The 22,943-nt window shown below is 68.2% G+C and carries 21 protein-coding genes and 1 tRNA gene; 18 read left to right on the forward strand and 4 right to left on the reverse strand.

Annotated features, from left to right (window positions below):
• Positions 1–329: 329 nt before the first annotated feature.
• Positions 330–1,550, reverse strand: a complete 1,221-nt coding sequence (locus J2W68_RS07425; protein ID WP_310234142.1) for a CynX/NimT family MFS transporter — start codon at positions 1,548–1,550, stop codon at positions 330–332.
• Positions 1,551–1,654: 104 nt separating this feature from the next.
• Positions 1,655–1,731: transfer RNA gene (locus tag J2W68_RS07430), tRNA-Pro, on the reverse strand.
• A 196-nt stretch (positions 1,732–1,927) separates the two neighbouring features.
• Between J2W68_RS07430 and cydD the strand changes: the two genes are divergently transcribed.
• The 5 genes from cydD to J2W68_RS07455 all read left to right on the forward strand — a co-directional run bounded on the left by cydD (position 1,928) and on the right by J2W68_RS07455 (position 9,343).
• The gene (cydD, locus tag J2W68_RS07435) at positions 1,928–3,670 is read left to right on the forward strand and encodes a thiol reductant ABC exporter subunit CydD (protein ID WP_310234145.1); all 1,743 of its coding nucleotides are present in this window, start codon (positions 1,928–1,930) and stop codon (positions 3,668–3,670) included.
• A gap of 11 nt (positions 3,671–3,681) precedes the next feature.
• On the forward strand, positions 3,682–5,367 hold the full coding sequence (gene cydC / locus J2W68_RS07440; protein WP_310234474.1) for a thiol reductant ABC exporter subunit CydC: 1,686 nt from the start codon (positions 3,682–3,684) through the stop codon (positions 5,365–5,367).
• 146 nt (positions 5,368–5,513) lie between these two features.
• The gene (gene hisS / locus J2W68_RS07445) at positions 5,514–6,884 is read left to right on the forward strand and encodes a histidine--tRNA ligase (protein WP_310234148.1); all 1,371 of its coding nucleotides are present in this window, start codon (positions 5,514–5,516) and stop codon (positions 6,882–6,884) included.
• 183 nt (positions 6,885–7,067) lie between these two features.
• Positions 7,068–8,984 carry an HAL/PAL/TAL family ammonia-lyase gene (locus J2W68_RS07450; protein ID WP_310234151.1) on the forward strand — a complete coding sequence of 639 codons (1,917 nt, stop codon included), beginning with the start codon at positions 7,068–7,070 and terminating at the stop codon, positions 8,982–8,984.
• A complete protein-coding gene (locus J2W68_RS07455) occupies positions 8,981–9,343 on the forward strand; it encodes a hypothetical protein (protein WP_310234153.1) in 363 nt (120 codons plus the stop codon). The genes J2W68_RS07450 and J2W68_RS07455 overlap by 4 nt, the downstream gene beginning before the upstream one ends.
• A 155-nt stretch (positions 9,344–9,498) precedes the next feature.
• Here the strand turns inward: J2W68_RS07455 and J2W68_RS07460 are convergent, their stop codons facing one another.
• Positions 9,499–9,822: a tetratricopeptide repeat protein gene (locus J2W68_RS07460; protein ID WP_310234155.1), complete on the reverse strand. Its 324-nt coding sequence runs from the start codon at positions 9,820–9,822 to the stop codon at positions 9,499–9,501.
• 250 nt (positions 9,823–10,072) lie between these two features.
• On the opposite strand from J2W68_RS07460, the gene J2W68_RS07465 reads away from it, so the two are divergent.
• The 13 genes from J2W68_RS07465 to J2W68_RS07525 all read left to right on the forward strand — a co-directional run bounded on the left by J2W68_RS07465 (position 10,073) and on the right by J2W68_RS07525 (position 21,446).
• Complete coding sequence (locus J2W68_RS07465; RefSeq protein ID WP_310234157.1) at positions 10,073–10,396, forward strand: YerC/YecD family TrpR-related protein; 324 nt, start codon at positions 10,073–10,075, stop codon at positions 10,394–10,396.
• A gap of 9 nt (positions 10,397–10,405) precedes the next feature.
• Positions 10,406–11,320, forward strand: a complete 915-nt coding sequence (gene hisG / locus J2W68_RS07470; protein ID WP_310234160.1) for an ATP phosphoribosyltransferase — start codon at positions 10,406–10,408, stop codon at positions 11,318–11,320.
• A gap of 17 nt (positions 11,321–11,337) precedes the next feature.
• Positions 11,338–12,657, forward strand: a complete 1,320-nt coding sequence (gene hisD / locus J2W68_RS07475; RefSeq protein ID WP_310234477.1) for a histidinol dehydrogenase — start codon at positions 11,338–11,340, stop codon at positions 12,655–12,657.
• A complete protein-coding gene (gene hisC / locus J2W68_RS07480; protein ID WP_310234162.1) occupies positions 12,654–13,736 on the forward strand; it encodes a histidinol-phosphate transaminase in 1,083 nt (360 codons plus the stop codon). The genes hisD and hisC overlap by 4 nt, the downstream gene beginning before the upstream one ends.
• Positions 13,733–14,818: a bifunctional histidinol-phosphatase/imidazoleglycerol-phosphate dehydratase HisB gene (gene hisB, locus J2W68_RS07485; RefSeq protein WP_310234165.1), complete on the forward strand. Its 1,086-nt coding sequence runs from the start codon at positions 13,733–13,735 to the stop codon at positions 14,816–14,818. Before hisC ends, hisB begins: the two co-directional genes overlap by 4 nt.
• Before the next feature lie 184 nt (positions 14,819–15,002).
• Entirely contained in the window at positions 15,003–15,602 is a 600-nt protein-coding gene (gene hisH / locus J2W68_RS07490) for an imidazole glycerol phosphate synthase subunit HisH (protein WP_310234166.1), read from the forward strand.
• Positions 15,603–15,605: 3 nt separating this feature from the next.
• Positions 15,606–16,340 carry a 1-(5-phosphoribosyl)-5-[(5-phosphoribosylamino)methylideneamino]imidazole-4-carboxamide isomerase gene (hisA, locus tag J2W68_RS07495; RefSeq protein WP_310234168.1) on the forward strand — a complete coding sequence of 245 codons (735 nt, stop codon included), beginning with the start codon at positions 15,606–15,608 and terminating at the stop codon, positions 16,338–16,340.
• Positions 16,334–17,107 (forward strand): imidazole glycerol phosphate synthase subunit HisF, encoded by a 774-nt coding sequence (gene hisF / locus J2W68_RS07500; RefSeq protein ID WP_310234170.1) that lies wholly within the window; start codon positions 16,334–16,336, stop codon positions 17,105–17,107. Before hisA ends, hisF begins: the two co-directional genes overlap by 7 nt.
• Entirely contained in the window at positions 17,104–17,724 is a 621-nt protein-coding gene (hisIE, locus tag J2W68_RS07505; protein ID WP_310234173.1) for a bifunctional phosphoribosyl-AMP cyclohydrolase/phosphoribosyl-ATP diphosphatase HisIE, read from the forward strand. The genes hisF and hisIE overlap by 4 nt, the downstream gene beginning before the upstream one ends.
• A gap of 9 nt (positions 17,725–17,733) precedes the next feature.
• Positions 17,734–18,420, forward strand: a complete 687-nt coding sequence (locus J2W68_RS07510; RefSeq protein ID WP_310234176.1) for a GNAT family N-acetyltransferase — start codon at positions 17,734–17,736, stop codon at positions 18,418–18,420.
• A gap of 29 nt (positions 18,421–18,449) precedes the next feature.
• Positions 18,450–19,256, forward strand: coding sequence for an SAM-dependent methyltransferase (locus tag J2W68_RS07515; RefSeq protein ID WP_310234479.1), 807 nt, complete (start codon positions 18,450–18,452; stop codon positions 19,254–19,256).
• A gap of 26 nt (positions 19,257–19,282) precedes the next feature.
• Positions 19,283–19,573 carry a hypothetical protein gene (locus tag J2W68_RS07520; protein WP_310234178.1) on the forward strand — a complete coding sequence of 97 codons (291 nt, stop codon included), beginning with the start codon at positions 19,283–19,285 and terminating at the stop codon, positions 19,571–19,573.
• 22 nt (positions 19,574–19,595) lie between these two features.
• Positions 19,596–21,446 carry a GGDEF domain-containing protein gene (locus J2W68_RS07525; RefSeq protein ID WP_310234181.1) on the forward strand — a complete coding sequence of 617 codons (1,851 nt, stop codon included), beginning with the start codon at positions 19,596–19,598 and terminating at the stop codon, positions 21,444–21,446.
• A gap of 17 nt (positions 21,447–21,463) precedes the next feature.
• Here the strand turns inward: J2W68_RS07525 and J2W68_RS07530 are convergent, their stop codons facing one another.
• Positions 21,464–22,930 (reverse strand): aldehyde dehydrogenase family protein, encoded by a 1,467-nt coding sequence (locus J2W68_RS07530; RefSeq protein WP_310234183.1) that lies wholly within the window; start codon positions 22,928–22,930, stop codon positions 21,464–21,466.
• Between the last annotated feature and the right edge of the window lie 13 nt (positions 22,931–22,943).

A 22,943-nucleotide genomic window follows, 5' to 3' on the forward strand; every position in this document is an offset into this window, starting at 1 on the left:
GCCGGGCCGCTCAACGCCCCTGCGAGGCAGGTGAACAGCAAGGCTTGAGACAGGACGAAGGGGTGACCGGAACGGCGCGGACAGACGGGCACGGCATCTCGCTTGACTTGGGAGCTGCACGTCGGGTGCAGCGGCGGCGGGATGCTGGCGGTTACAAAGTGAGGAACGCGTCACGTTATGAGGCGAAATTCGTCCAGAGCCGTCGCATTTTGAGGACACGTTCGCGCGGAGATAGCGACTGAACAGGCTTTTACGTACCCCGTTCAGGTGGCTAAGAAAAATCTCAATCAAGCCAGCGCAGGGGGCAGGCCGCGCGGGGCCAGGGCTTTTTACCAGCTATCTTCGAGCCAGCGCGGTTTGCAGGCCAGCCAGCCGCCGACTACCAGCACCGCGACTGCGACCACCAGCATCGCGAACGGCCAGCGCCAGCCGCCGGTCGCGTCATGCAGGACGCCGAACAGCAACGGGCCGGCGCAGCTGAGCGCGTAGCCCGTGCCCTGCATGAAGCCCGACAACGCCGCCGAGCCGACCGGCGTGCGCGTGCGCAGATTGATCAGGGTGAGCGCCAGCGGAAAGGTGCTGGGGCCGAGGCCCAACAGGATCACCCACAGCACCGGCGCGGCCATCGGCGCGAACAGCAGGCCGGCGAAGGCCGTCAGGTGACAGCACGCGCACAGCAGCACGATCACGAAGGGGTTGCGCATACGCACCGCGATCGACGGCATGCCGAGCGCGCCGAGCAGGCCGAGCGTGGAGAACAGCGCGACCATCGTGCCGCCGAAGGCGGGGGAGGCGCCGGCCTCGGTCAGCAGCAGCGGCAGCCAGGTGAACATCGCGTAGGTGATCAGCGAGGTCATGCCGAACATCAAGGCCATGCCCCAGGCGATCGGCGAACGCCAGGCGCGCCCGGCTGATGCGGCAACGGCGTGCGGGTCGACGATCGGCGCAGGCGGGGCGAGCGCCTCGCGATGGCGCAGCAGCAGCCACAACCAAGGCACCGCGGCCACGAACGCGGTGAGCGACCAGATGCCCAGGGCGAAGCGCCAGCTGGTTGCATCGGCGAGCGGGACCGCGAGCAATGCCGGCAGCATCGTGCCGAGCTGCAGCACGGTGATGTAGAGGGTGCTGATCGCGCCCACGCGCGTCGGAAACCAGCGTTTGACCAGTGGCGGCAGCACCACGTTGCCGATGCCCATGCCGGCCAGCGCGATCGCGGCGCCGAGGCCCAGCACACCGACGCTGTCGGCGAGTGAGCGCAGCACCAGGCCGCCGCCCGCCAGCGACATCGCCAGCAATGCGGTGCGCTCGAGTCCGATGCGGCGGATCAGCGCCGGGGTGATGACGCCGAAGACCGCGAACGCTGCGGTCGGCAGCATGCCGAGCAGGCCGGCGGTGGTGGAGCCGAATCCGAACACCGTGCCGAGCACGTCCAGCAGCGGTGTCAGCGATGTCACCGCGGTGCGCAGGTTGAACGCCGACAGGGCGATGCCGGCCAGCACCAGCGCGGGCAGCAGACGGGACGCGGGATGCGCGATGGGGCGCGAAGTCATGGCGGCGGGAGAACCATCCATCGCCGTGAACCGGGCACGGCCGGAAAAACGAAAAAACCGGCGCGAGGGCCGGTTTTCGATATCACCTACCGCATTGCTGCGGATGGTCGGGGAGACAGGATTCGAACCTGCGACCTCTACGTCCCGAACGTAGCGCTCTACCAGACTGAGCTACACCCCGAAGGTGAGCCGCGCATTCTACTGACGCACCCTCGGGGAGGGCAAGCACTTCGTGAAGGGAATTTGCAGCCGCGCATCGAAGGCGATCGCGGCCGCGTTCCGGACGCGGCGGGCTGCGATACTAGCGTCTCGCGATACCGGTGTGCGGTGTCCGCGTTCCGGAACCTGCATGTCCGCATCCGCATGACCACATCCGCATGAGTGCGCCTCCGCCGGGGACCACGGCCGATGCGCGACGTCGGCGCACCCGCTGGCTCGACACGCAGCTCGCACCGTGGCGCACGCGTCATCGCCGCGCCTGCGCCTGTCAGGTATTGGCCGGCTGGCTGTGGATTCCGCAGGCCGCCGCAATCGCCTGGGCACTCGATGCCTTGTTGTTCGCGCGCGCCGGCCTCGACGCCCTGCATGCGCCATTGATGTTGTTGGCCGCGACGCTGCTCGCGCGCACGCTGCTGGTGTGGGCGGGGCAGCGGCTGCAGGCGGATGTCATCGAGTCCGTACTCGCACGCTTGCGCGCCGGTCTTGCCGGCGCTGTCGCCGCGCGTGGCCCGGTGTGGTTGCGTGGCCGACGCAGCGGCGCGCTGGTCGCGCTGTCGACCGGGCACGTCGATGCGACCGCCGGCTATTACGGCGGCTATCTGGTGGCGCGCGCCGAACTCGCACTGGTGCCGGTCGCGATTCTGATCGCCGTGTTCGCCGCCGACTGGATCGTCGGCCTGGTGTTGCTGTTGACCGCGCCGTTGGCGCCGATCTTCATGATGCTGATCGGCATGGGCGCCGAGACCGCCGGTCGCCGCCAGCTGGCCGCACTCGCGCGCGCCGGTGCGCATTTCACCGACCGCCTGCGCGGGCTGGACCTGATCCGCGTCTACGGCCGCGGCGACGCGGAACTGGCGCAGGTTGGCGAGGCGACCGAGACCATCCGGGTGCGCAGCATGCGTGTGCTGCGGATCGCGTTCCTGTCATCCGCCGTTCTGGAGTTCTTCGCATCGGTCAGCGTGGCCCTGGTCGCGGTGTATTTCGGTTTCACGTATCTGGGCATGCTCGACCTGCGTGGCGTGACCCTGCCGCTGTCGACCGGCCTGTTCTGCCTGCTGCTCGCCCCGGAGTTCTACGCGCCGATGCGGCGGTTGGCGGCGAACTACCACGACCGCGCGAACGCGCTGGCAGCGGTGGCGGAGATCGAGGCGGCGTTCGATGGATTGCCGATGATCGCTTCGGGTTCGCCCCTTACCCCACAAGTGGGGGAAGGTTGGGATGGGGGCGAAGCTTGCGTGCGCGCGGAAATCCATCCCTCGCAATCGTCCCAGCCAGCCGCCGTTCGCGTTTCAGACGTCACGCTGCGCCACCCCGAAGCCCGCACCCCCGTACTGCAGGACATCTCGTTGCACGTCCAACCCGGCGCGCGCCTCGCCCTCGTCGGCCCCAGCGGTTCCGGCAAGAGCACGCTGCTCGACGCGCTGGCCGGCTGGCTGACGCCCGAATCCGGACGTATCGACATCGCGCCCGGCACGCGCATCGCGCTCGCCGGCCAGCGGCCGTGGCTGTTCCACGGCAGCATCGCCGACAACCTGCGCATCGGCGCGGCCGATGCCACCGATGCCGAACTCGCCGAGGCGGCGCGCGTGGCGCAGGTGACCCGATTCGTGTCGCAGTTGCCCGACGGCATGGACACGGTGATCGGTGAGCGCGGGTTCGGCCTGTCGGGGGGCGAGGCGCGTCGTGTGGCGCTGGCCCGCGCGCTGCTGCTGCGTCCGCAGTTGCTGCTGCTCGACGAACCCACGGCGTTCCTCGATCCGGCGACCGAAGCCGACCTGCTCGCCGCGCTGGATGCCCATCTGCCGGGTTGCACCGTCATCGTCGCCACCCACAGCGAGGCGGTGATGGCCTGGGCGGGCACGCAATGGCACGTGCCCGCACCAGTGGAGGTCGCACCGTGAGCGGTCAGGACCTGAGCCGCATCCAGTCCACACGCTTGCTGCTGCGCGGCCATCGCCGCGGCGTGCTGCTTGCCGTTGCGCTGATGCTGCTGACGCTGGTGGCCGGCGTCGGGCTGCTCGGCGTGTCGGGTGCGTTTCTCACCGGCGCGGCGCTGACCTACGGCGTGCTCGGCAGCTTCAATTTCTTCACCCCGTCAGCCGGTATCCGCGGGTTGACGCTGGCGCGCATCGTCTCGCGCTATCTGGAAAAACTGCTGGGCCACGACACGATGCTGCGCATCGCGCGTGATCTGCGCAGCTGGTTTTTCGCCCGCGCGCTGCGTCTGAGTCCGGCGCAGCTGGGCCGCCTGCGCACCGGCGATCTGCTCGCCCGTCTGCTCGACGACATCGATGCGGTCGACGGCCTGCTGCTTCGCGCGACCGGGCCACTGCTGGCCTTGCTCGGTATAGGCGTGTTCGGACTCGGTGTCGTCGCCTGGCTGCATCCGCCCAGTGCGGCGTGGCTGGCGCTGATCGCGGTACTGCTCGCGATCGGCGTGCCGGCGTGCGTGGCCTGGCGCCGTGCGGCCGAGGAAACCCTGCGCGCGCAACGACGCGCCGCGCTGCGCGCGCGCCTGCACGAACTCTACGAAGGCTGCGCCGATCTGGCCGCGCTCGACGCGACCGCAGGCTGGCTCGCCCGCGTGGAGGCAGACGCGAATGACGTCGCCGATCTCGAGCGCACGCGCCGTCGCCGCTTGGCCGATGCGCAGGCCCTGCACGGCGGTATCGCCGCGGTCGGACTGCTCGGTCTGCTGTGGAGCGTCGCCACCGGCTTCACCGCCGGCGCGCTGCCGGCGGCGCATGCCGCAGCCATCTTCTTCATCGCGATCGGATTGTTCGAGGCCTGGGCTGGAGCAGGCCTCGCCTGGCAGGCGCTGCTGGCCGCGCGCGCCTCGATCACGCGTCTCGATGCGGTGGCCGGCGCATCGCCTGCGGTGCAAGACCCCGCGCACCCCGTCGCAGTGCCGGCCCATGGCGCGTTGCGCTTCGAGGACGTGCGCTTCGCCTGGGCAGCGGATGCGCGTCCGGTGCTGGATGGGCTGGATCTGAGCATCGCCCCAGGCGAGCGCATCGCGATCAGCGGCGACAGCGGCGCCGGCAAATCCACACTGAGCGCGCTGCTGCTGCGCAGCGCCGAAGCGCAAGCCGGGCAGGTGACCTGGGCGGGCGTGGACCTGCGCGCGATGGCGCAGTCGGACTGGTACGCGCGCATTGCCTGGCTGCCACAGAACGCGCCGGTGTTCGCCGGTCGCGTGCGCGACAACCTGATGTTCGGCGCGCCGCAGGCCGATGACGCCACGCTGTGGGCAATGCTCGCGCAGGTGCGGCTCCAGGGCTGGGCCGAGCGGATCGGCGGTCTCGATGCCTGGGTCGGCGAGGCCGGCGTCACGATGTCGGCCGGTCAGGCCCGGCGCCTGGCCCTGGCGCGTGCGCTGCTGCGCGATGCGCCGCTGGTGGTGCTCGACGAGCCGACCGAAGGCCTCGACCACGACACTGCCGACGCGCTGCTGCGTGAACTGCCTGAACTGCTGGCCGGCCGCAGCCTGTTGTTGATCACCCACGGCGCGCTGCCGCCCGGCCTCGTCGACCGGCACCTGTGGCTGCGTGACGGGCGCCTGCATGATGTCCCGCGCGCGCAAACGGCTTCCGTGTAGGAGCGCGCTTGCGCGCGAAGGCTCCACCGGGAACGCCCTCGCGCGCGAGCGCGCTCCTACAGGTCGAGTCTGGCCCCGCCGCTGTCCCGGTTGGGGACGCATTAGAATGTCCGCCTCCACCCGCATCACGACAAGAGCCTGCCCGCATGATCAAGCCCCGGACCCCGCCCGGCGTCATGGAACTGTTGCCGCGCGACCAGATCGCGTTCCAGCGCATGCTGGACACGATCCGCCGCACGTTCGAGGGCTTCGGGTTCCTGCCGATCGAGACGCCGGTGTTCGAGCTGTCCGAAACGCTGCTGACGAAATCCGGCGGCGAGACCGAGCGGCAGGTGTATTTCGTGCAGTCGACCGGTGCGCTCGAGAAGCAATCCGAGGGCCTGCCCGAGCTCGCGCTGCGCTTTGACCTGACCGTGCCGCTGGCGCGCTACGTCGCCGAGCACGAGCACGACCTCGCGTTCCCGTTCCGCCGCTACCAGATGCAGCGCGTCTACCGTGGCGAGCGCGCGCAGCGCGGCCGCTTCCGCGAGTTCTACCAGTGCGACATCGACGTGATCGGCAAGGATTCGCTGTCGCCGCGTTACGACGCCGAAGTGCCGGCCGTGATCAGCGCGGTGTTCGCCGCGCTCGACATCGGCGAGTTCACGATCCAGCTCAACCACCGCAAGCTGCTGCGCGGCTATTTCGAAGGGCAGGGCATCGACGACGCGCGCCAGATGACCGTGCTGCGCGAGATCGACAAGCTCGACAAGCGTGGCGAGGACGCGGTGCGCGCGACGCTGACCGGCGAGGACTTCGGCCTGTCGGATGAAGTCGCCGAGCGTCTGCTGGCGTTCTCGCGGGTGCGCTCGAGCGGTCATGACGATGCGTTGGCGAAGCTCGACGCGCTGGGCGCCGGCACCGATCTGTTCGAGGAAGGCCGCAATGAACTTCGCGACCTGCTCAACCAGCTGCGCGCGCTCGGCGTGCCCGAATCGCGTTACGCATTGAACCTGTCGATCGCGCGCGGTCTCGACTACTACACCGGCATGGTCTACGAGACGATCCTCGATGCGCACCCGCAGATCGGTTCGATCTGTTCGGGCGGCCGCTACGACAATCTCGCCAGCCACTACACCAAGTCGAAGCTGCCGGGTGTCGGCATCTCAATCGGCCTGACGCGCCTGTTCTGGCAGCTGCGCGAAGCGGGGCTCATCGCCACGGCCGACAGTTCGGTGGACGTACTGGTGACGCTGCTCGACGACGCCTCGCTGCCCGACGCGCTCGCGCTGTCGCAGCGTCTGCGCGCGTCTGGCCTCAACGTCGAAACCCAACTCGAGCCGCGCAAGCTCGCCAAGCAGATGCAGTACGCCGACCGCGCCGGCATACGCTTCGTCGTGATCCGCGGCGAGGACGAAGCCGCCAAGGGCGTGGTCGCGGTCAAGGACCTGCGTCGCGGCGAACAGTTCGAAGTCGCCGACGACGATCTGCCGCGCACGCTGCTGGTCGAGCGCGAGCAGGCGAGGTCGATGCCCTAAGCGTGATGGACTCCGTTGCGAGCGGAATGTTGAGGTCCGTCATCCCCGCGCAGGCGGGGATCCAGGGACTTTGTTCTTTCAGATGTCGACGTCCATGGATTCCCGCCTGCGCGGGAATGACGGTTCCGATTGCAGATGCGACTGCAAAGCCGTTCTACCCGTGACCTGCAGGAGATTCCATCCATGAAATCCATCCGCCTCGACGGCCGCTCGCTCACCCGCGCGCAGCTGGTCATGGTCGCGCACGGCGCACCGGTCGCGCTCGATGACGACGCGCTGACCGGCGTTGCCCGGGCCGCTGATTTTCTCGCCGAGCAGGTGCGCCGCGAGGAGCCGATCTATGGCGTGTCGACGGGCTTTGGCAGCAATGCCGACCGCCTGCTCGGCGCGCGTCCGCTGCGAGACGATCTGCCGGGCGCGACGCCGTCGGGTCGCTCGCTGCACGAGGAACTGCAGGTCAATCTGATCGTGACCCATGCGGTCTGCGTCGGTGAACCGCTGTCCGCGGACGTGGTCCGCGCGATGCTGTGCATCCGCATCAACACGCTGCTCAAGGGCCATTCGGGCATCCGCGTGCAAACGCTGCAGGCGCTGGCAGCGCTGCTCAATTCCGGCATCGTGCCGGTGGTGCCCGCGCTGGGTTCGGTCGGTGCATCCGGCGATCTCGCACCGCTGTCGCATCTGGCGATCGTGCTGCTCGGCGGCGGCGAAGCTTTTGTCGACGGCGAGCGGATGCCGGGCGCCGAGGCGCTGAAGCGCGCCGGTCTCGAGCCGGTCACGCTGTCGTACAAGGAAGGTCTGGCGCTCAACAACGGTACCGCGCAGATGCTGGCGACCGGTGTGCTCGCGCTGCAGAAGCTCGATGCGTTGCTCGACACCGCCGATCTCGCCGCGGCGATGACGATCGACGCCTTCGCCGGTCGCCTCGGCGCGTTCGATCCGGACGTCCACGCGTTGCGCCCGCATCCGGGCCAGGTCGAGGTCGCCGCGCATCTGCGCGAGCTGCTCGCCGGTTCCACGCTCGCCGACATTCCGTATCACCTGGTGCCGCGCTTCCGCCCGTGGTTGCCGACGAGCTGGGACACGCCCGAGGCGCAGGCCTTGCGCTTCGACATCGGCTGGGACTGGGTGCCGAGCGACCAGCGCCACGGCCGCGAGAAGTTCTACACGCGCTTCCGCCCATTCCGCGGCGGCAAGAAGCACCAGCCCCAGGACAGCTACTCACTTCGCTGCATTCCGCAGGTGCATGGCGCGGTGCGCGATGCGATCGAGCAGGGCAAGCGCGTGTTCGAGATCGAACTCAACGCGGTCACCGACAACCCGCTGGTGTTTCCGGACCGTGAGGCCGAACACGTCGAAGAGAAGGTGATTTCCGCCGGCCATTTCCACGGCATGCCGCTGGCGCTGGCGATGAGCTACGTCAAGGCCGCGATTCCGGTGCTGGCGTCGATCTCGGAGCGCCGTCTCAACAAGCTGGTCGACCCGGCGACGAACGACGGCCTGCCAGGCTTTCTGATCGGCAATGAGGATGCGACCGAATCGGGCTACATGATCGTGCAGTACACCGCGGCGGCGATCGTCAACGATCTCGCCACGCGCGCGCATCCGGCCAGCGTCTATTCGATCCCGACCAGCGCGAATGCCGAGGACCACGTGTCGATGGGCACCAACGAGGCGCGCCACGTGCTGTCGATGGCCGAGGATCTGGGCAGGGTGCTGGCGCTGGAGATCTACACCGCCGCGCAGGCGCTGGATCTGCGCGTGGACATGATCAACGCGGCGCGCGATCTCGCGCGGCGTGGCGATGCGGAAGCGCTTGCGGCGAAAGTGCAGGGCGGTCCGGCGTCCGATCGCCCGACCCGTGGCGCCTTCGTCGACGAGGTCGAAGCGCTGCGCGCCGAGCTCGCCGCCTGCGACCCCTTCCATCCCGGTGAGATCGTCGCCGCGGCGCACGCGATCGTGCGCGAGGCGATCCCGTTCCTCGATCGCGACCGCGCGCTTGATGGTGAAGTCGCCGCCGCGGTGAAGCTGGTGTCCGAAGGTGCGCTGCTCGGCGTGCTGCCGCGCTGGCGCGTGCCCGCGCCGGACACCGGCGGTTGAACCTCGCGCTGCACTTCGGCTGGCTGGGCGTGATGGAGGCGGCGCTGATCGCGCTGGGCGTCGGCGTGCTGTGTTACCTGCTGTTCCACTGGATCGGGGCGCGCAACCGCTGGCCGCACGGTCCCGCGCTCGGCTGGAGTTGCCTGCTGGCACTGGGGATCGCGACCGGCATCGACGCCTGGCATCTGTTCTACATGGGCGTGGTCAAACTCGAATCGCCGGTGTATGCGCGCATCGCGCTGCAGAAGATCCACGACCCCAACTTCCTCGCCGCGCGGGTGTTCATGTCGTCGATGGGCGCCCTGTGCGGTGTTGCGCTGGCCTGGATGGCGATGCAGGCGCGCCGCCGCGCCGACTAGCGGGCATCCGGCACTGTTGTAGGAGCGCGCTTGCGCGCGTTGGCGCTTTCCCGGTCAGCCCCATCGCGCGCAAGCGCGCTCCGACATGAGTGTTCCGACCCGATCGCAAGGGAGGCAGTTCAAAGCGAACGCGTCTCAGGCTTTGCGCTCTCGGTCTATGCGCCCGCCCGCCGCACCCGCTCGATCCGGCGCAGGAACACCGTCATCTCCTTCGACGACTGGACATCCCCGCGCCGCGCCGCCGCGTCAAGCCCCGCGCGCCATGCCGCTTCGGCCGTGTCCTCGCGCCCCGACGCCAGCAGTGCCTTGCCAAGCAGCTTCCACGCCGCCGAGTAATCGGGATCGTGTCGCGTCGCGGCTGCAAGATGAGTCGCCGCCGCGTCCAGGTCGCCCGCCTGCAGGCAGGCATTGCCCAGTCCGAAGCGCAGCAGTGCATCGTCGCGTCCCGCATCGAGCAGCGCCTGCAGACGTTCGCGCATGGGTCACCCGGGTTCGAAGTCGTTTCCGGATCTTCACCGAGAAGGATGCGGGATTGATGGAACGCTGTAGCCCAGATGCTCCAGCTGCGGAACAGGGCGTTACCAGCGCGCCTGAGACAGATCGACGTGCCGCTCTTTGGCCATGCTGGCTTCCAATCACCGTGGCGCGGTGCATGCCGACCGGTTGACTCCTTACAGAATCGGAGTAATGTACTAGCACGCTATTACATTGATACGATTCGCCACGCCCGTGAAGCAACGTCCCGAACCCCTGCCGGACCATGAAGCCAGTGCCTCGCTAACGGCCTTGGCGCGTGCGTTCGCGGGTCTGAAGACGGCCGATGAGGTCGCGCGTTTTCTCGACGATCTGTGCACGCCGGCCGAGCTGGAAGCGCTGGTCGATCGCTGGCGCGTGGTGCCGCTGCTGCAGCAGGGTGTGCCGTATCGCGAGATCCACGATCGCACCGGCGTCAGCGTGACGACGGTCGGCCGCGTCGCCCGCACGCTCGATCGCGGCGCCGGCGGCTATGCGATCGCGGCGCGCCGCGCCGCGCGCACCAACGAATCCCACTGAGGTCACCCCATGAGTCCTGTGAACGGCGGCGCCACGCGCGATCGCCTGCGTATCGCCATCCAGAAGTCCGGCCGCCTGAGCGAGCCGGCGCGCGCGCTGCTGGCGTCCTGCGGCCTGTCCTGGCGCGAGAGCCGCGACAAGCTGTTCTGCTACGGCGAAACGTTGCCTGTCGATCTGCTGCTGGTCCGTGACGACGACATCCCCGGGCTGCTCGCCGACGGCGTCTGCGATTACGGCATCGTCGGTCGCAACGTGCTCGACGAAGTCGGCGCAGATCGCGCACTGCGCGGCCAGCCGCAGGTGTCGAAGGCGGTACGCAGCCTCGGTTTCGGCGGTTGCCGGCTCGACATCGCGATTCCCGAATCCACCGAGTGGACCGGTCCGGCGCAGCTGCAGGGCAGCCGCATCGCGACCAGCTATCCGAGTCTGTTGCAGCAGTGGCTGGACGCACAGGGCGTGCAGGCGACGATCGTGAATCTGTCGGGCTCGGTCGAGATCGCGCCGCGGCTCGGCCAGGCCGACTTCATCTGCGATCTGGTCTCCAGTGGTGCCACCTTGACTGCGAACCAGCTCAAGCCCGCGGTCACGCTGATGACCAGCGAGGCGGTACTGGCCGGTCCGGTCACGCCGTTCGCCGATGTGCGCGGCGAACTTGCCTCGCTGCTGCTGCGCCGCCTCGACGGTGTGCTGCGTCTGCGTGACAGCCGGCTGGTGATGTTCCAGGCGCGTCGCGATGGCGTGGACGCACTGCTCAAGCTGCTGCCCGACGCCGAGGCGCCGACGCTGCTGCAGGTCGACGGCAGTGACAAGGTCGCGCTGCAGGTGCTTTGCCACGGCGAGATGACCTGGCCGCGCCTTGAAGCGCTGAAGCAGGCCGGCGCGGCCGGTGTGATGGTGCTGCCGGTGGAGCGGATGCTGGCATGAACGTGCAGATCGATTCGATGGCCATCGATGGCGCGGTCCCTGCGATCGTCGACTGGTGCGATGCCGATGCCGACACGCGCACCGAGCTCCTGCGCCGGCCCACGCAGGCCGTGGCTGCGCAGACGCGCAGCGCAGTCGCGGACGTGCTCGACGATGTGCGTACACGCGGCGATGTCGCCTTGCGCGAACTGACCGAGCGTTTCGATCGCGTCGCGCTCGAGGATTTCGAAGTGGGCGCCGACGAGTTCGTCGCTGCCGAGGCTGCGGTGCCGGCCGAACTGCGTCAGGCGATGGTCAATGCCGCGGCGCGCATCGAGCGTTTCCACGCGGCCGGCATGACGCCCGGCTACAACGTCGACACCGCCGAGGGCGTCAATTGCGCGCGCATCGTGCGGCCGATCCCGCGCGTCGGCCTATACGTGCCGGCGGGCACCGCGCCGCTGCCGTCGACCGCGTTGATGCTCGGCGTGCCCTCGCGCCTGGCCGGATGCCGCGAGGTCGTGCTGTGCACGCCGCCGCGTGCGGACGGCAGCGCCGACCCAGCGGTGCTGGTGGCCGCCCGACTCACCGGCGTGCACCGCGTGTTCAAACTCGGCGGCGCGCAGGCGATCGCTGCCATGGCCTTCGGCACCGAGCGTGTGCCCGCCTGCGACAAGCTGTTCGGCCCCGGCAACAGCTTCGTGACCGAGGCCAAGCAGCAGGTCGCGCAGGGCGGGACGGTTGCGATCGACATGCCGGCCGGCCCGTCGGAAGTGCTGGTGATCGCCGATGCCGGCGCCGACGCCGCGTTCGTCGCCGCTGATCTGCTGTCGCAGGCCGAACACGGCCCGGATTCGCAGGTGCTGCTGCTGTCCGACGACGATGCGCTGCTGGAAAAGGTGCGCCGCGAACTGACGGCGCAACTCGCGGCGCTGCCCCGCGCGGCGATCGCACGCCAGGCGATGGCGCGCTCGCGGCTGTTGCGGGTGGACACCCTCGCCACCGCGTTTGAGATCAGCAATCGCTACGCGCCCGAACACTTGATCCTCGCGCTGCGCACGCCGCGCGACTGGCTCGATCACGTCGAGGTTGCCGGTTCGGTATTCCTCGGCGACTGGACGCCCGAGGCGCTGGGCGATTACTGCAGCGGCACCAACCATGTACTGCCGACCGGCGGCGCGGCGCGCGCGTGGAGCGGGGTGAGCGTGGCGAGCTTCCAGAACACGGTCAGCGTGCAGTCGGCCAATGCGGCCGGTATCCGCGCGATCGGTCCTGATGCGGTCACGATGGCCCGCGCCGAAGGCCTCGACGCGCATGCGAACGCGGTCGCGCTGCGGATCGCGAAGGCGGCGGCATGAGCAGCGTGCACGATCTGGTCCGCGAGGACCTGCGTGACTTCGCCGGCTATGCGTCCGCGCGCACGCAGCGGCTCGAAGGCGATGTCTGGCTCAATGCCAACGAAGCGCCGCTGGCGAATCCGGGCGATATCGACGGACGCTGCCGCCGGTATCCATCGCCACAGCCGCCCGAGCTGCAGGCGCGATTGGCGGCGTTGTATGGCGTAGACGTCGAACAGCTGCTGATCGGCCGCGGCAGCGACGAGGCCATCGACCTGCTGGTGCGCGCGCTGTGCGTGCCCAGCCGGGATGCCGTGTTGGCGACGCCGCCGGTGTTCGGCATGTATGCGGTCAGCGCACGGCTGCAGGGCGCGGCGTTCGTCGAAGTGCCGCTGGTCGATGGCCCTGAAGGATTCGTCGTGGACGTGGAAGCGGTCCGCAGCGCGGCGCTCTCGCGTGGCGCCAAGCTCGTGTTCCTGTGCTCGCCGTCCAATCCGACCGGCGGCCTGGTGCCGCTGGCCGAGGTCGACCACCTGGCCGATGCATTGTCAGGCCGGGCGATCGTGGTTGTCGACGAGGCCTACATCGAGTTCGCCGGGACAGCCTCGGCCACCACGCTGCTCGCCGCGCACGAGAATCTCGTGGTGCTGCGCACGCTGTCGAAGGCGCATGCACTCGCGGCCGCCCGCATCGGCGTGGCGATCGGCCATCCCGATCTGATCGCGGTGCTGCGCCGCTGCCAGGCCCCGTATCCGGTGCCGACCCCGTGCGCCGACCTCGCGCTGGCGGGGCTGTCGGCGGACGCGCTCGCGCTGACGAAAGCGCGCGTCGCTGAAGCTGTCGCCGAACGCGACGCCCTGGCGGCCGCTCTGGCCGCGATGGCCGGCGTGCGCCGGGTGTATCCGTCAGCCGGCAACTATCTGCTGGTCCGCTTCGCCGATGCCGAGCGTGCGTTCGCTGCGCTGCTCTCGGCCGGCATCGTCGTGCGCGACCAGCGCGCCGCCCCGCAACTCGGCGACGCGCTGCGCATCAGTCTCGGCACGCCTGCGCAGAACGCGCGCGTGCTGTCCGCACTGCAAACCATGGAGATCGCGGCATGAGTGCGCGCGGCAAGAAGATCCTGTTCGTCGATCGCGACGGCACCCTGATCGAAGAACCGGCCGATTTCCAGATCGACGCCTTCGAGAAGCTGCGCTTCGTGCCCGGGGTGATTCCGGCGATGCTGCGTCTGCGTGATGCCGGCTTCGAGTTCGTCATCGTCACCAACCAGGATGGCCTCGGCACCGACGGTTATCCGCAGGCGACATTCGACGGCCCGAACGATCTGATGCTAGGCATCTTCGAAAGCCAGGGCATCGTGTTCCGCGAAGTGCTGGTCGATCGCAGCTGGCCGGCCGACAACGCGCCGACGCGCAAGCCGGCGCTGGGTCTGGTGATGCACTACCTGCGCGATCGCGGTATCGATCTCGACGGCTCGGCGATGGTCGGCGACCGCGATACCGACCTCCAGTTCGCCGACAACCTCGGCATCCGCGGTTTCAAGCTGCGCACCGCGCAGTTCGGCGGCGAGTGGGACTGGGCCGGCATCGCGCACGAACTGTGCGATGCGCCGCGCCGCGCGACCGTGGTGCGCAACACGAAGGAAACCCGCATCCGCGTCGAACTCGATCTCGATGCTGCGACCGATGCACGCGTGTCGACCGGCCTGCCGTTCTTCGACCACATGCTCGACCAGATCGGCAAGCACGCCGGCATCTCGCTCGTCGTGCAGGCCGAGGGCGATCTGCAGATCGATGAACACCACACGATCGAGGACACCGGCATCGCGCTGGGCCAGGCGCTGCGCGAAGCGCTGGGCGACAAGCGCGGCATGGCGCGCTACGGCTTCACCTTGCCGATGGACGAGACGCTGGCGAGTGCCGCACTCGATTTCGGCGGCCGGCCCTACCTGGTGTTCAATGGCAGCTTCGTGCGCGAACGGGTGGGCGACATGCCGACCGAACTGGTCGAGCACTTTTTCCGTTCGGTCTGCGACTCGGCCGCACTGAACCTCAATCTGAAGGTCGAAGGCGACAACGATCACCACAAGGTCGAAGCTTGCTTCAAGGCCTTCGCCCGCGCGCTCGGCCAGGCCGTGCGGCGCAGCGGCGATGCGTTGCCGAGTACGAAGGGGATGTTGTGATGGTGACGGACTCCATGACAGTCGAACTCGTCATTCCCGCGAAAGCGGGAATCCAGGGACGTGTGGCCCGAATGCGCATCCGTCCATGGATGACCAGCCATTGGGCTGTTGAACGCCCCGCCTTCGCGGGAATGACGGTAGTTGGTTTGCGCACTAAAGCTCGCCGAACTTCGAAGGAAACCCCATGCGCGTCGTAATCGTCGACGCCGGCGGCGCCAACACGGGCTCAGTGCGCTACGCATTCGAGCGTCTCGACATCGACGCGGCGCTGGTCACCGATGCCGCCAGCATCCGCGCTGCCGATCGTGTGATTCTGCCCGGCGTCGGCACGGCGGCGCAGGTCATGGCACGGCTGCAACAACTCGAATTGGTCGACGTGCTGCGCACGCTGGAGCGTCCGCTGCTCGGGATCTGCGTCGGCATGCAGCTGTTGTTCGAATCCTCGGAAGAGGGCGAGGTGGCCGGTCTCAGCCTGCTGCCGGGCCGTGTGTCGCGTCTGCGTGGCGGTCCCGGACTGCGCGTGCCGCACATGGGCTGGAGCACGCTGCGGGCGATGCGGCCCGATCCGCTGATTGAAGGCGTCGACGGCGCCCAAGCGTATTTCGTCCACAGCTTCGCCGCACCGGTCACCGACGACTGCGTACTGGCCGGTGATCACGGCCAGGCGTTTGCCGCAGCGGTGCGTCGCGGCCACGTCGCCGGCACCCAGTTCCATCCCGAGCGTTCCGCCGCCGTCGGCGCGCGCGTGTTGCGCAATTTCCTCTCTCCCGCGTTCGAGGCCTGAGTCATGGCATTCACCGTCTATCCCGCGATCGACATCCGCCACGGCCGCGTCGTGCGCCTGGCGCAGGGCGATTACGCGCAGGAAACCCGCTACGGCGACGATCCGCTGGTGCAGATCGAGGCCTATGCCGAGGCCGGCGCCGAGTGGCTGCACCTGGTCGATCTCGATGCCGCACGCGAGGGCGGCTACACGCTCGCGCCGTTGCTCGCGCGCATCCGTGCCGATACCGGCCTGCGTGTGCAGACCGGCGGCGGCGTGCGCACCGAAGACGATGTGCGCCGCATCCTCGATGCGGGCGCAGAACGCGTCGTGGTCGGCTCGCTGGCGGTACGCGAACCGGCGCAGGTGCTGCAATGGATCGAGACCTTCGGCGCCGAGCGCATCACCGTCGCGCTCGATACCCGCCAGGGCCGCGATGGTGTCTGGCATCTGCCGGTGCATGGCTGGACCGAAACCGCCGATGCCACGCTCGACGTGCTCGCGGTGCGCTATGCGCAGGGCGGCCTGCGCCATCTGCTGAGCACCGACATCGCCCGCGACGGCATGCTGTCGGGTCCCAACCTCGATCTCTACGCGCATCTCAAGGCGCTGGTGCCCACGCTCGACGTGCAGGCCTCGGGCGGCGTGCGCGAACTCGCCGACGTGCACGCGGCCAAAGCCCAGGGCTGTGGCGGCATCGTGCTCGGGCGGGCGCTGCTCGAAGGCCGCCTGGGTGTGGCCGAGGCGCTGGCATGTTGAGCCGCCGCATCATTCCCTGCCTCGACGTGCGCGAGGGCCGCGTGGTCAAGGGCATGCGCTTCCGCGACCACGTCGACATGGGCGACATCGTCGATCTCGCGCTGCGCTACCGCGACGAAGGCGCCGATGAACTGGTGTTCTATGACATCTCGGCCAGTCCGCAGGGCCGCTCGGTCGACCGCGGCTGGGTGGAGCGCGTGTCGCGGCTGATCGACATTCCGTTCTGCGTGGCCGGCGGCATTCGTGACGTCGACACCGCACGCGCGGTGCTGCATGCCGGCGCCGACAAGATCTCGGTCAACACGCCGGCGCTGGAGCGTCCCGCACTGATCTCCGAACTTGCTGATGCATTCGGCGTGCAATGCGTGGTCGTTGGCATCGATTCGATCCGCGAGACGGATGGCGAGTGGCGCGTGCGCAGCCATACCGGCGATCCCGACCGCACCCGCGAACTGCCGATCCGCACGCTGGACTGGATCGCCGAGGCGGTGCGGCTGGGCGCTGGCGAGATCGTCCTCAACTGCATGGACAAGGACGGCGTACGCACCGGCTACGATCTCGAACAGCTGCAGGCCGCGCGCGCGGTGTGCCCGGTACCGCTGATCGCCTCGGGCGGCGCCGGCGAGATCACGCATTTCGTCGACGTGTTCCTGGACGCCGACGTCGACGGCGCCTTGGCGGCCAGCGTGTTCCACAGTGGCCGCATCGCCATTCCCGAACTCAAGCGCGCACTTGCCGCGCAGCACATCGAGGTCCGCCGCGCATGACATCGACCGCCACGCCGACCGCGCCCGACGCTGATGCACTCGATTGGAGCAAGGGCGACGGCCTGCTGCCGGCCGTCGTGCAGGACGCCGCCACGCTGCGTGTGCTGATGCTCGGCTACATGGACCGCGCCGCCTATGCCGAAACCCTGCGCTGCGGCCATGTCACGTTCTTCAGTCGCAGCAAGCACCGCCTGTGGACCAAGGGCGAGCAGTCCGGTCACACGCTGCAGCTGGTCTCAATGGAAGCCGACTGCGACGCCGACACCATTCTGGTGCTCGCGCATCCGCGCGGGCCCACCTGCCACCTGCAGCGTCCGAGCTGTTTCCCGACTGCGCCGGCGGGCGTGCTGGCCGAGCTCGATGCGCTGATCGCAAGTCGCGAGCGGGAGCGGCCCGAAGGCAGCTACACGACCCGCCTGTTCGACGGCGAAATCCGTCGCATCGCGCAGAAGGTCGGCGAGGAGGGCGTCGAAACCGCGCTTGCCGGCGTGGTGCAGGGCGATGCGGAACTGCTGGGCGAAAGCGCGGACCTGCTGTACCACTTGATTGTCCTGCTGCGTGCGCGGGGTCTGTCGCTGGCGGACGTCGAGCGTGTGTTGACGGCGCGAGGCGGGTGAGGGACGGCAATGCCCGCGTTGCAGGTCGCTGAGGATCCCGCTCCTGTGATCGACGCAACGCGTCCGCTACAAGTGAGGGCGCGCGACCAGAGCGTGGTCGCGAGCAGGCTGAGGGCTGGGTGCACAGGTGCCTCAACTTGTGTCGGCTACACGTTGTCGGCATCTCTGCGGACGCTGCACTTCGACACGCCGCGTCTTTGTGTAAGCCCCTTGCGCGACATCGATTGCCACCTCTTCGCCAGTTTGTTTACTGCGCCGGTCATCATGCGTCATGTCGGTCGTCCGCTGGCGCCGGGGGCTGTATCGACCGCGTTTGATGCCGTCCTCGCGGAAATGGATCGCGTGCCTGCGTGCAGGCTGTACTGGACACTGGCCACGCGCGATGGTGCCGATGTCGGTCTGATATCGCTGTCGACCGGTCCGGGCATCGGCTTGGCGGAGATGGGAATCATGTTGGTCTCGAATGCGCAAGGACGCGGGCTTGCGCGGGAAGCCTGCACCGCGCTGCTGGCCGAGGTCTTTCGTACAAGCCTCGTCTGCTCTGTCCTGCTTCGCCATCGCAGAGGCAACGCCGCCATGGCGGCTCTCGCGGGTCGGCTCGGTTTTCAATCACCGGACGTGGAAGGTGGACTGTGCCAGTGGCGCCTAGAGCTCGCCGGGTGGGAGGGCCTTGCCCGCCCGCAGCCCTGCGAATAGATTGGCGGCGCATCTATCGGAGGAAATTCGTGCAGGGGACGGGACGGCTGGCATGTATCGGCGTAGGCATGATGATGGGCGCGCATTTCGCGCCGCGTGCGCGGGACCACGTGACATCGGCGGATGTCGTGTTCGTCGCCGTGTCCGATGCCGTGGTCGAACGCTGGGTCCAGCGCATGCATGCAGATGTCCGCAGCCTGCAGCCGCATTACCGCGAAGGCCGTTCGCGCCACGAAACCTATGCGGACATGGTGGCGACGGTGCTCGATGCCGTGCGGTCTGGTTTGGATGTCTGCTGCGTGTTCTATGGTCATCCGGGCGTCTTCGCCACAGTGGCGCATCGGGCGATCGAAAGCGCGCGCCGGGAAGGATTCGAGGCGGTGATGGAGCCCGGGATCTCGGCTGCCGACTGCCTGTACGCGGATCTGGGTGTCGACCCGGGTGAAGTCGGGTGCCAGCATTACGAGGCGAGCCAGTTCATGTTCTACAAGCGCCAGCTGGATCCATCCGCGTGGCTGGTCCTCTGGCAGGTCGGGGTGGCCGGTGTGCGCGACACAGGCCGTTTCAACAATACGGCGCATGAGCGGTCGTTGCTGGTGGAGAAACTGGCGCTCGATTATCCGCTTCCGCATGTTGTGACGCTCTACGAAGCTGCTACGCTTCCCCATCTGCAGCCTAGGATCGAGCGCTTGCCGCTGTCCGGGTTGGTCGAGGCGACATTGTCCCAGCAGACCACGCTGGCGGTGCCCCCGGTCGCAGCACTGCAGCGGGATGTCGACATGCTGCGTCGGCTCGCAGGTCCGGGTGCCTCGGGGGAGCGCATCCGGGCAATTTGAATGCTTGGATCGGAAGGGGACCGGTTTTGGATGCGATCGAATTTCTGGAGTCGGCAGGGCGTCGGCGTACCGGTGGCGGGGAATTGATGTTGCAGGACTGGGCAGGTTTCGGCCTGCTTGCGCCTGGAGCACGTGACGCATTGCTGTCCCGCGACCAGGACGCGCTGGCGAGGACGCTCGGTGCCCGCCCCGTCATGCTCTGCATGGTGTCGCTGCCCGACGGCGGGGAAACGGAACTGCCCGACGAGGCGCCTGATTCCGATGAGCCGGATGACGATTCGCAACCTGCCGAGGAGGAGCCGCCGACGCCGGCCTGAGGGCTGCGCGGCGCAAAGGATCATGCGCGCTGTTATCTACCTGCTGGTTCTGGTGGTGTCGGCCATCGTCCGACCGGCGGGCGCCGCTGTGCCGTTCGAGCAGGCGTTCGACGAGGTGCGGCAACTGCGGACCGCGGACACCAAGGCCTTCTCGGAAGCCCTCATCCGCCTCGAAGCGCGCAAGCCCGAGGCTTCGCCGTTGATGCGTGAGCGGCTGCGCGTCTTGCAGGCGCACCGCATGGTGATTACCGGGGATACCGCCGGTGCTATCGCGTTGCTGAAAGAACTCTCGGGCCCGGGAATGCCGGACCCGCTGCGCTTCGAAGCTGGTGGCCTGCTGGCCAACACCTATGCGATCACCCGGGAGTTCCACGACGCGTTGCAGACGCTGGAGTTCGTACTCCCGCTCGAATCGAGCGTGGCTGACCGCGATATCCGGCATACCGTGCTGCAATCCGCGGGCATCGTATACAACCTAGTGGGCGAATTCCGCATCGGTCTGCGGTACGCCGAGCGGATGTTGTCCGAATCGCCGACCGGCCGAAGCCTGTGCCTCAATGGCAATCTCGTGCTGGAGTCGCGTCTCGGACTCGGCATGACGATTTCCCAGCAGGAGGCCGACGACACCGTCCGGAACTGCGAGGCGGCAGGTGAGCCGATCTTGGCCGGGTTCTCACGCGAATACGTGGCGCGCTGGCACCACGGTCAGGGACGCACCCGCGAAGCACTGCAACTGCTGGAGCAGGGATTGGAGCCGGTAGAGCGCGCCGGCTATCCCATCCTGATCGGCCAGTTCCACGCTGCAATCGCCCAGTACCGGATGGCACTGGGCGACCGTGCCGGCGCCGCCAGCCACGCCCGACAGGCGGTGACCCTGCTTGCGCCTCACACCAGCCTGCTTGCGATCGTGGTGGCGTACCGGGTGCTGTACGAGATCGAGGAAGCAGGGGATGACGCAAGCGCGACCCTGGCGGCGTATCGCCAGTACTCGGATGCGGAGCGAGCCTATTTCAACGATGTGAAATCGCGCGAGATGGCGTATCAGGTCGTCCGTCACCAGTCACTGCAGCAGGCGCAGCAGATAGAACTGTTGCATCAGAAGAACCAGCTCCTGGAGCTTCAGCAGCGGGTTTCGGAGCAGCGTGCGCAGAATTGGCTGTTGCTGGCACTGGTGCTCATCGCCGGTATGACCTCGGTCGGCTACTGGGCCTATAAAACCAAGCGGCTGCAGGTGCGCCTCAAGCGCATGACCGAGACCGATGCGCTGACCGGTATCAGCAATCGGCAGCATTTCTCCGGACGCGCCGCCGCCGCGCTCGGGGAGTGCGCGCGTGACGCTGAGCCCGCGGTGCTGGTGATGTTCGACCTCGACCATTTCAAGCAGGTGAACGACCGCTTCGGGCACGCTGCCGGCGACTGGGCCCTGCGACGCGTGGCCGAGGCTGCGCGCCCGCTATGCCGCAACGTCGATGTGTTCGGACGGCTGGGGGGCGAGGAGTTCGCGTTGTTCCTGCCCGGACTCGACGCGGCGGCGGGGATCCGTTTGGCCGGTGACGTGCAGGCCCGCTTCGGCGCGATCGATACAGGCGCAGCGGGATATGGCTTCCGAATTGCGGCAAGCTTCGGCGTTGCGGCGGTTGACAGTGCGGGCTATAGCCTCGCCACGCTGATGCACCAGGCCGATCAGGCCATGTACGCCGCAAAGCGGGGCGGGCGGGGGCAGGTTCGCGTGTTCGAGACTGCGATGGAGTCCGATACGTTCGAAATGTCACCCGCCCCGATCGATCTGCTGCGCAGGGGGCAGCGGGATGATGTGACCAACCCGGCTGCGACCCAGCCCAGCGACACTAATGCCCAGCGCGCAATCGCCTGAGCGGGCAGGAACTCGGCTCACGCCGGGTCTCGGATCACCAGCAGGCGTTCCTCGGTCATGTCGCGGATCGCGTACTTCACGCCTTCACGGCCGCAGCCCGAATCCTTGATGCCGCCATAGGGCATGTTGTCGACACGGAAGCTCGGCACGTCGCCGACCACGACGCCACCGGCTTCGATCCGGTCCCAGGCGCGCATCGCATGGGCGAGGTTGCCGGTGAACACGCCGGCCTGCAGGCCGAAATCGCTGTCGTTCACTCGCTTGATCGCGTCATCGAAACTGTCGACCGGCTCCAGCAGTGCGACCGGGCCGAAGACTTCCTTGCGCTCCAGGTCGGCATCGCGCGGCACCTTTTCCAGCAGCGTCGCGGGGATGATGTTGCCTTCGCGCTTGCCGCCGGCGAGCACCTTGGCACCGCCCTTGCGCGCGGCATCGATCCAGGACTCGATGCGGTCGGCCGCGTCACTGTCGATGACCGGACCGACGAAGGTGTTCTCGTCGCGCGGGTCGCCGCTGCGTAGCGCGCCGATCGCCTTCTTGAGCTTGCGACGCAGCGCTTCGTGAATGCTGCGGTGCGCGTAGATGCGCTGTACGCCGATGCAACTCTGGCCGGACTGGTAATAGGCGCCGAACACCAAGCGCTCGACCACTTTGTCCAGTGGCAGGCCGGGATCCTCGTCGACGATGCAAGCTGCGTTGCCCCCGAGTTCCAGTACGACCTTTTTCTTGCCGGCGCGTGCCTTGAGGTCCCAGCCGATTAGGCCGCCGGTGAAGCTCAGCAGTGCGATGCGTTCGTCCTCGGTCAGCGCCGCGGCATCTTCGTTGCTGCACGGGATGACCGAAAACGCGCCCTTGGGCAGATCGGTCTCGGCCAGGATCTCGCCGATGATCAGTGCGCCGACCGGCGTCTTCGCCGCGGGCTTGAGCACGAACGGGCAACCGGCCGCGATCGCCGGCGCCACCTTGTGCGCGACGAGATTCAACGGGAAGTTGAACGGCGTGATGAAGCTGCACACGCCGATCGGCACGCGCTTGACCATGCCGCGGTAGCCGCGCGTGCGCTCGGAGATCTGCAGTTCGATCACTTCGCCTTCGCCGCGAGTGGCTTCACCGGCGGCGATGCGGAAGGTGTCGATCAGGCGGGTGACTTCGCCGCGTGCATCCTTGATCGGCTTGCCGGCCTCGATGCACAGCGCGAGCGCCAGTTCGTCGAAGCGTTCCTCGAAACGGCGCACGCAGTGGTCGAGCACGTCGCGGCGCTTGTCGGGCGGGAAGTCTGCCATCGGCCCGCGCGCCTTGTGCGCGGCAACGATCGCCTTGCGGATCGCGGCAGCGTCGCCCATTGCCACGCGCGTGGCGACCTTGCCGCTGTACTTGTCGCGCACCTCGAGATCAGTATTCGCCGCGACCGCGACATTGGCGAGGTAGTAGGGGTAGCTGCGGGCGAGACCGGTGGTCTTGCCGGCGGTCTTCTTCTTGGCCATGGGGTGCTCCGGA

It is taken from the genome of Luteimonas terrae (assembly GCF_031457535.1).
Classification (GTDB): Bacteria; Pseudomonadota; Gammaproteobacteria; order Xanthomonadales; family Xanthomonadaceae; genus Luteimonas; species Luteimonas terrae_A.

What these genes read in the sequence shown, in the direction of transcription:
- J2W68_RS07510 (WP_310234176.1), top strand. Translation starts at nt 17,734, where the DNA reads ATGCCCGCGTTGCAGGTCGCTGAGGATCCCGCTCCTGTGATCGACGCA.
- J2W68_RS07525 (WP_310234181.1), top strand. Translation starts at nt 19,596, where the DNA reads ATGCGCGCTGTTATCTACCTGCTGGTTCTGGTGGTGTCGGCCATCGTC.
- hisS (WP_310234148.1), top strand. Translation starts at nt 5,514, where the DNA reads ATGATCAAGCCCCGGACCCCGCCCGGCGTCATGGAACTGTTGCCGCGC.
- hisH (WP_310234166.1), top strand. Translation starts at nt 15,003, where the DNA reads ATGCGCGTCGTAATCGTCGACGCCGGCGGCGCCAACACGGGCTCAGTG.
- hisG (WP_310234160.1), top strand. Translation starts at nt 10,406, where the DNA reads ATGAGTCCTGTGAACGGCGGCGCCACGCGCGATCGCCTGCGTATCGCC.
- hisIE (WP_310234173.1), top strand. Translation starts at nt 17,104, where the DNA reads ATGACATCGACCGCCACGCCGACCGCGCCCGACGCTGATGCACTCGAT.
- J2W68_RS07450 (WP_310234151.1), top strand. Translation starts at nt 7,068, where the DNA reads ATGAAATCCATCCGCCTCGACGGCCGCTCGCTCACCCGCGCGCAGCTG.
- hisA (WP_310234168.1), top strand. Translation starts at nt 15,606, where the DNA reads ATGGCATTCACCGTCTATCCCGCGATCGACATCCGCCACGGCCGCGTC.
- cydD (WP_310234145.1), top strand. Translation starts at nt 1,928, where the DNA reads ATGAGTGCGCCTCCGCCGGGGACCACGGCCGATGCGCGACGTCGGCGC.
- hisF (WP_310234170.1), top strand. Translation starts at nt 16,334, where the DNA reads ATGTTGAGCCGCCGCATCATTCCCTGCCTCGACGTGCGCGAGGGCCGC.
- hisD (WP_310234477.1), top strand. Translation starts at nt 11,338, where the DNA reads ATGGCCATCGATGGCGCGGTCCCTGCGATCGTCGACTGGTGCGATGCC.
- J2W68_RS07425 (WP_310234142.1), bottom strand. Translation starts at nt 1,550, where the DNA reads ATGACTTCGCGCCCCATCGCGCATCCCGCGTCCCGTCTGCTGCCCGCG.
- J2W68_RS07460 (WP_310234155.1), bottom strand. Translation starts at nt 9,822, where the DNA reads ATGCGCGAACGTCTGCAGGCGCTGCTCGATGCGGGACGCGACGATGCA.
- hisC (WP_310234162.1), top strand. Translation starts at nt 12,654, where the DNA reads ATGAGCAGCGTGCACGATCTGGTCCGCGAGGACCTGCGTGACTTCGCC.
- hisB (WP_310234165.1), top strand. Translation starts at nt 13,733, where the DNA reads ATGAGTGCGCGCGGCAAGAAGATCCTGTTCGTCGATCGCGACGGCACC.
- J2W68_RS07530 (WP_310234183.1), bottom strand. Translation starts at nt 22,930, where the DNA reads ATGGCCAAGAAGAAGACCGCCGGCAAGACCACCGGTCTCGCCCGCAGC.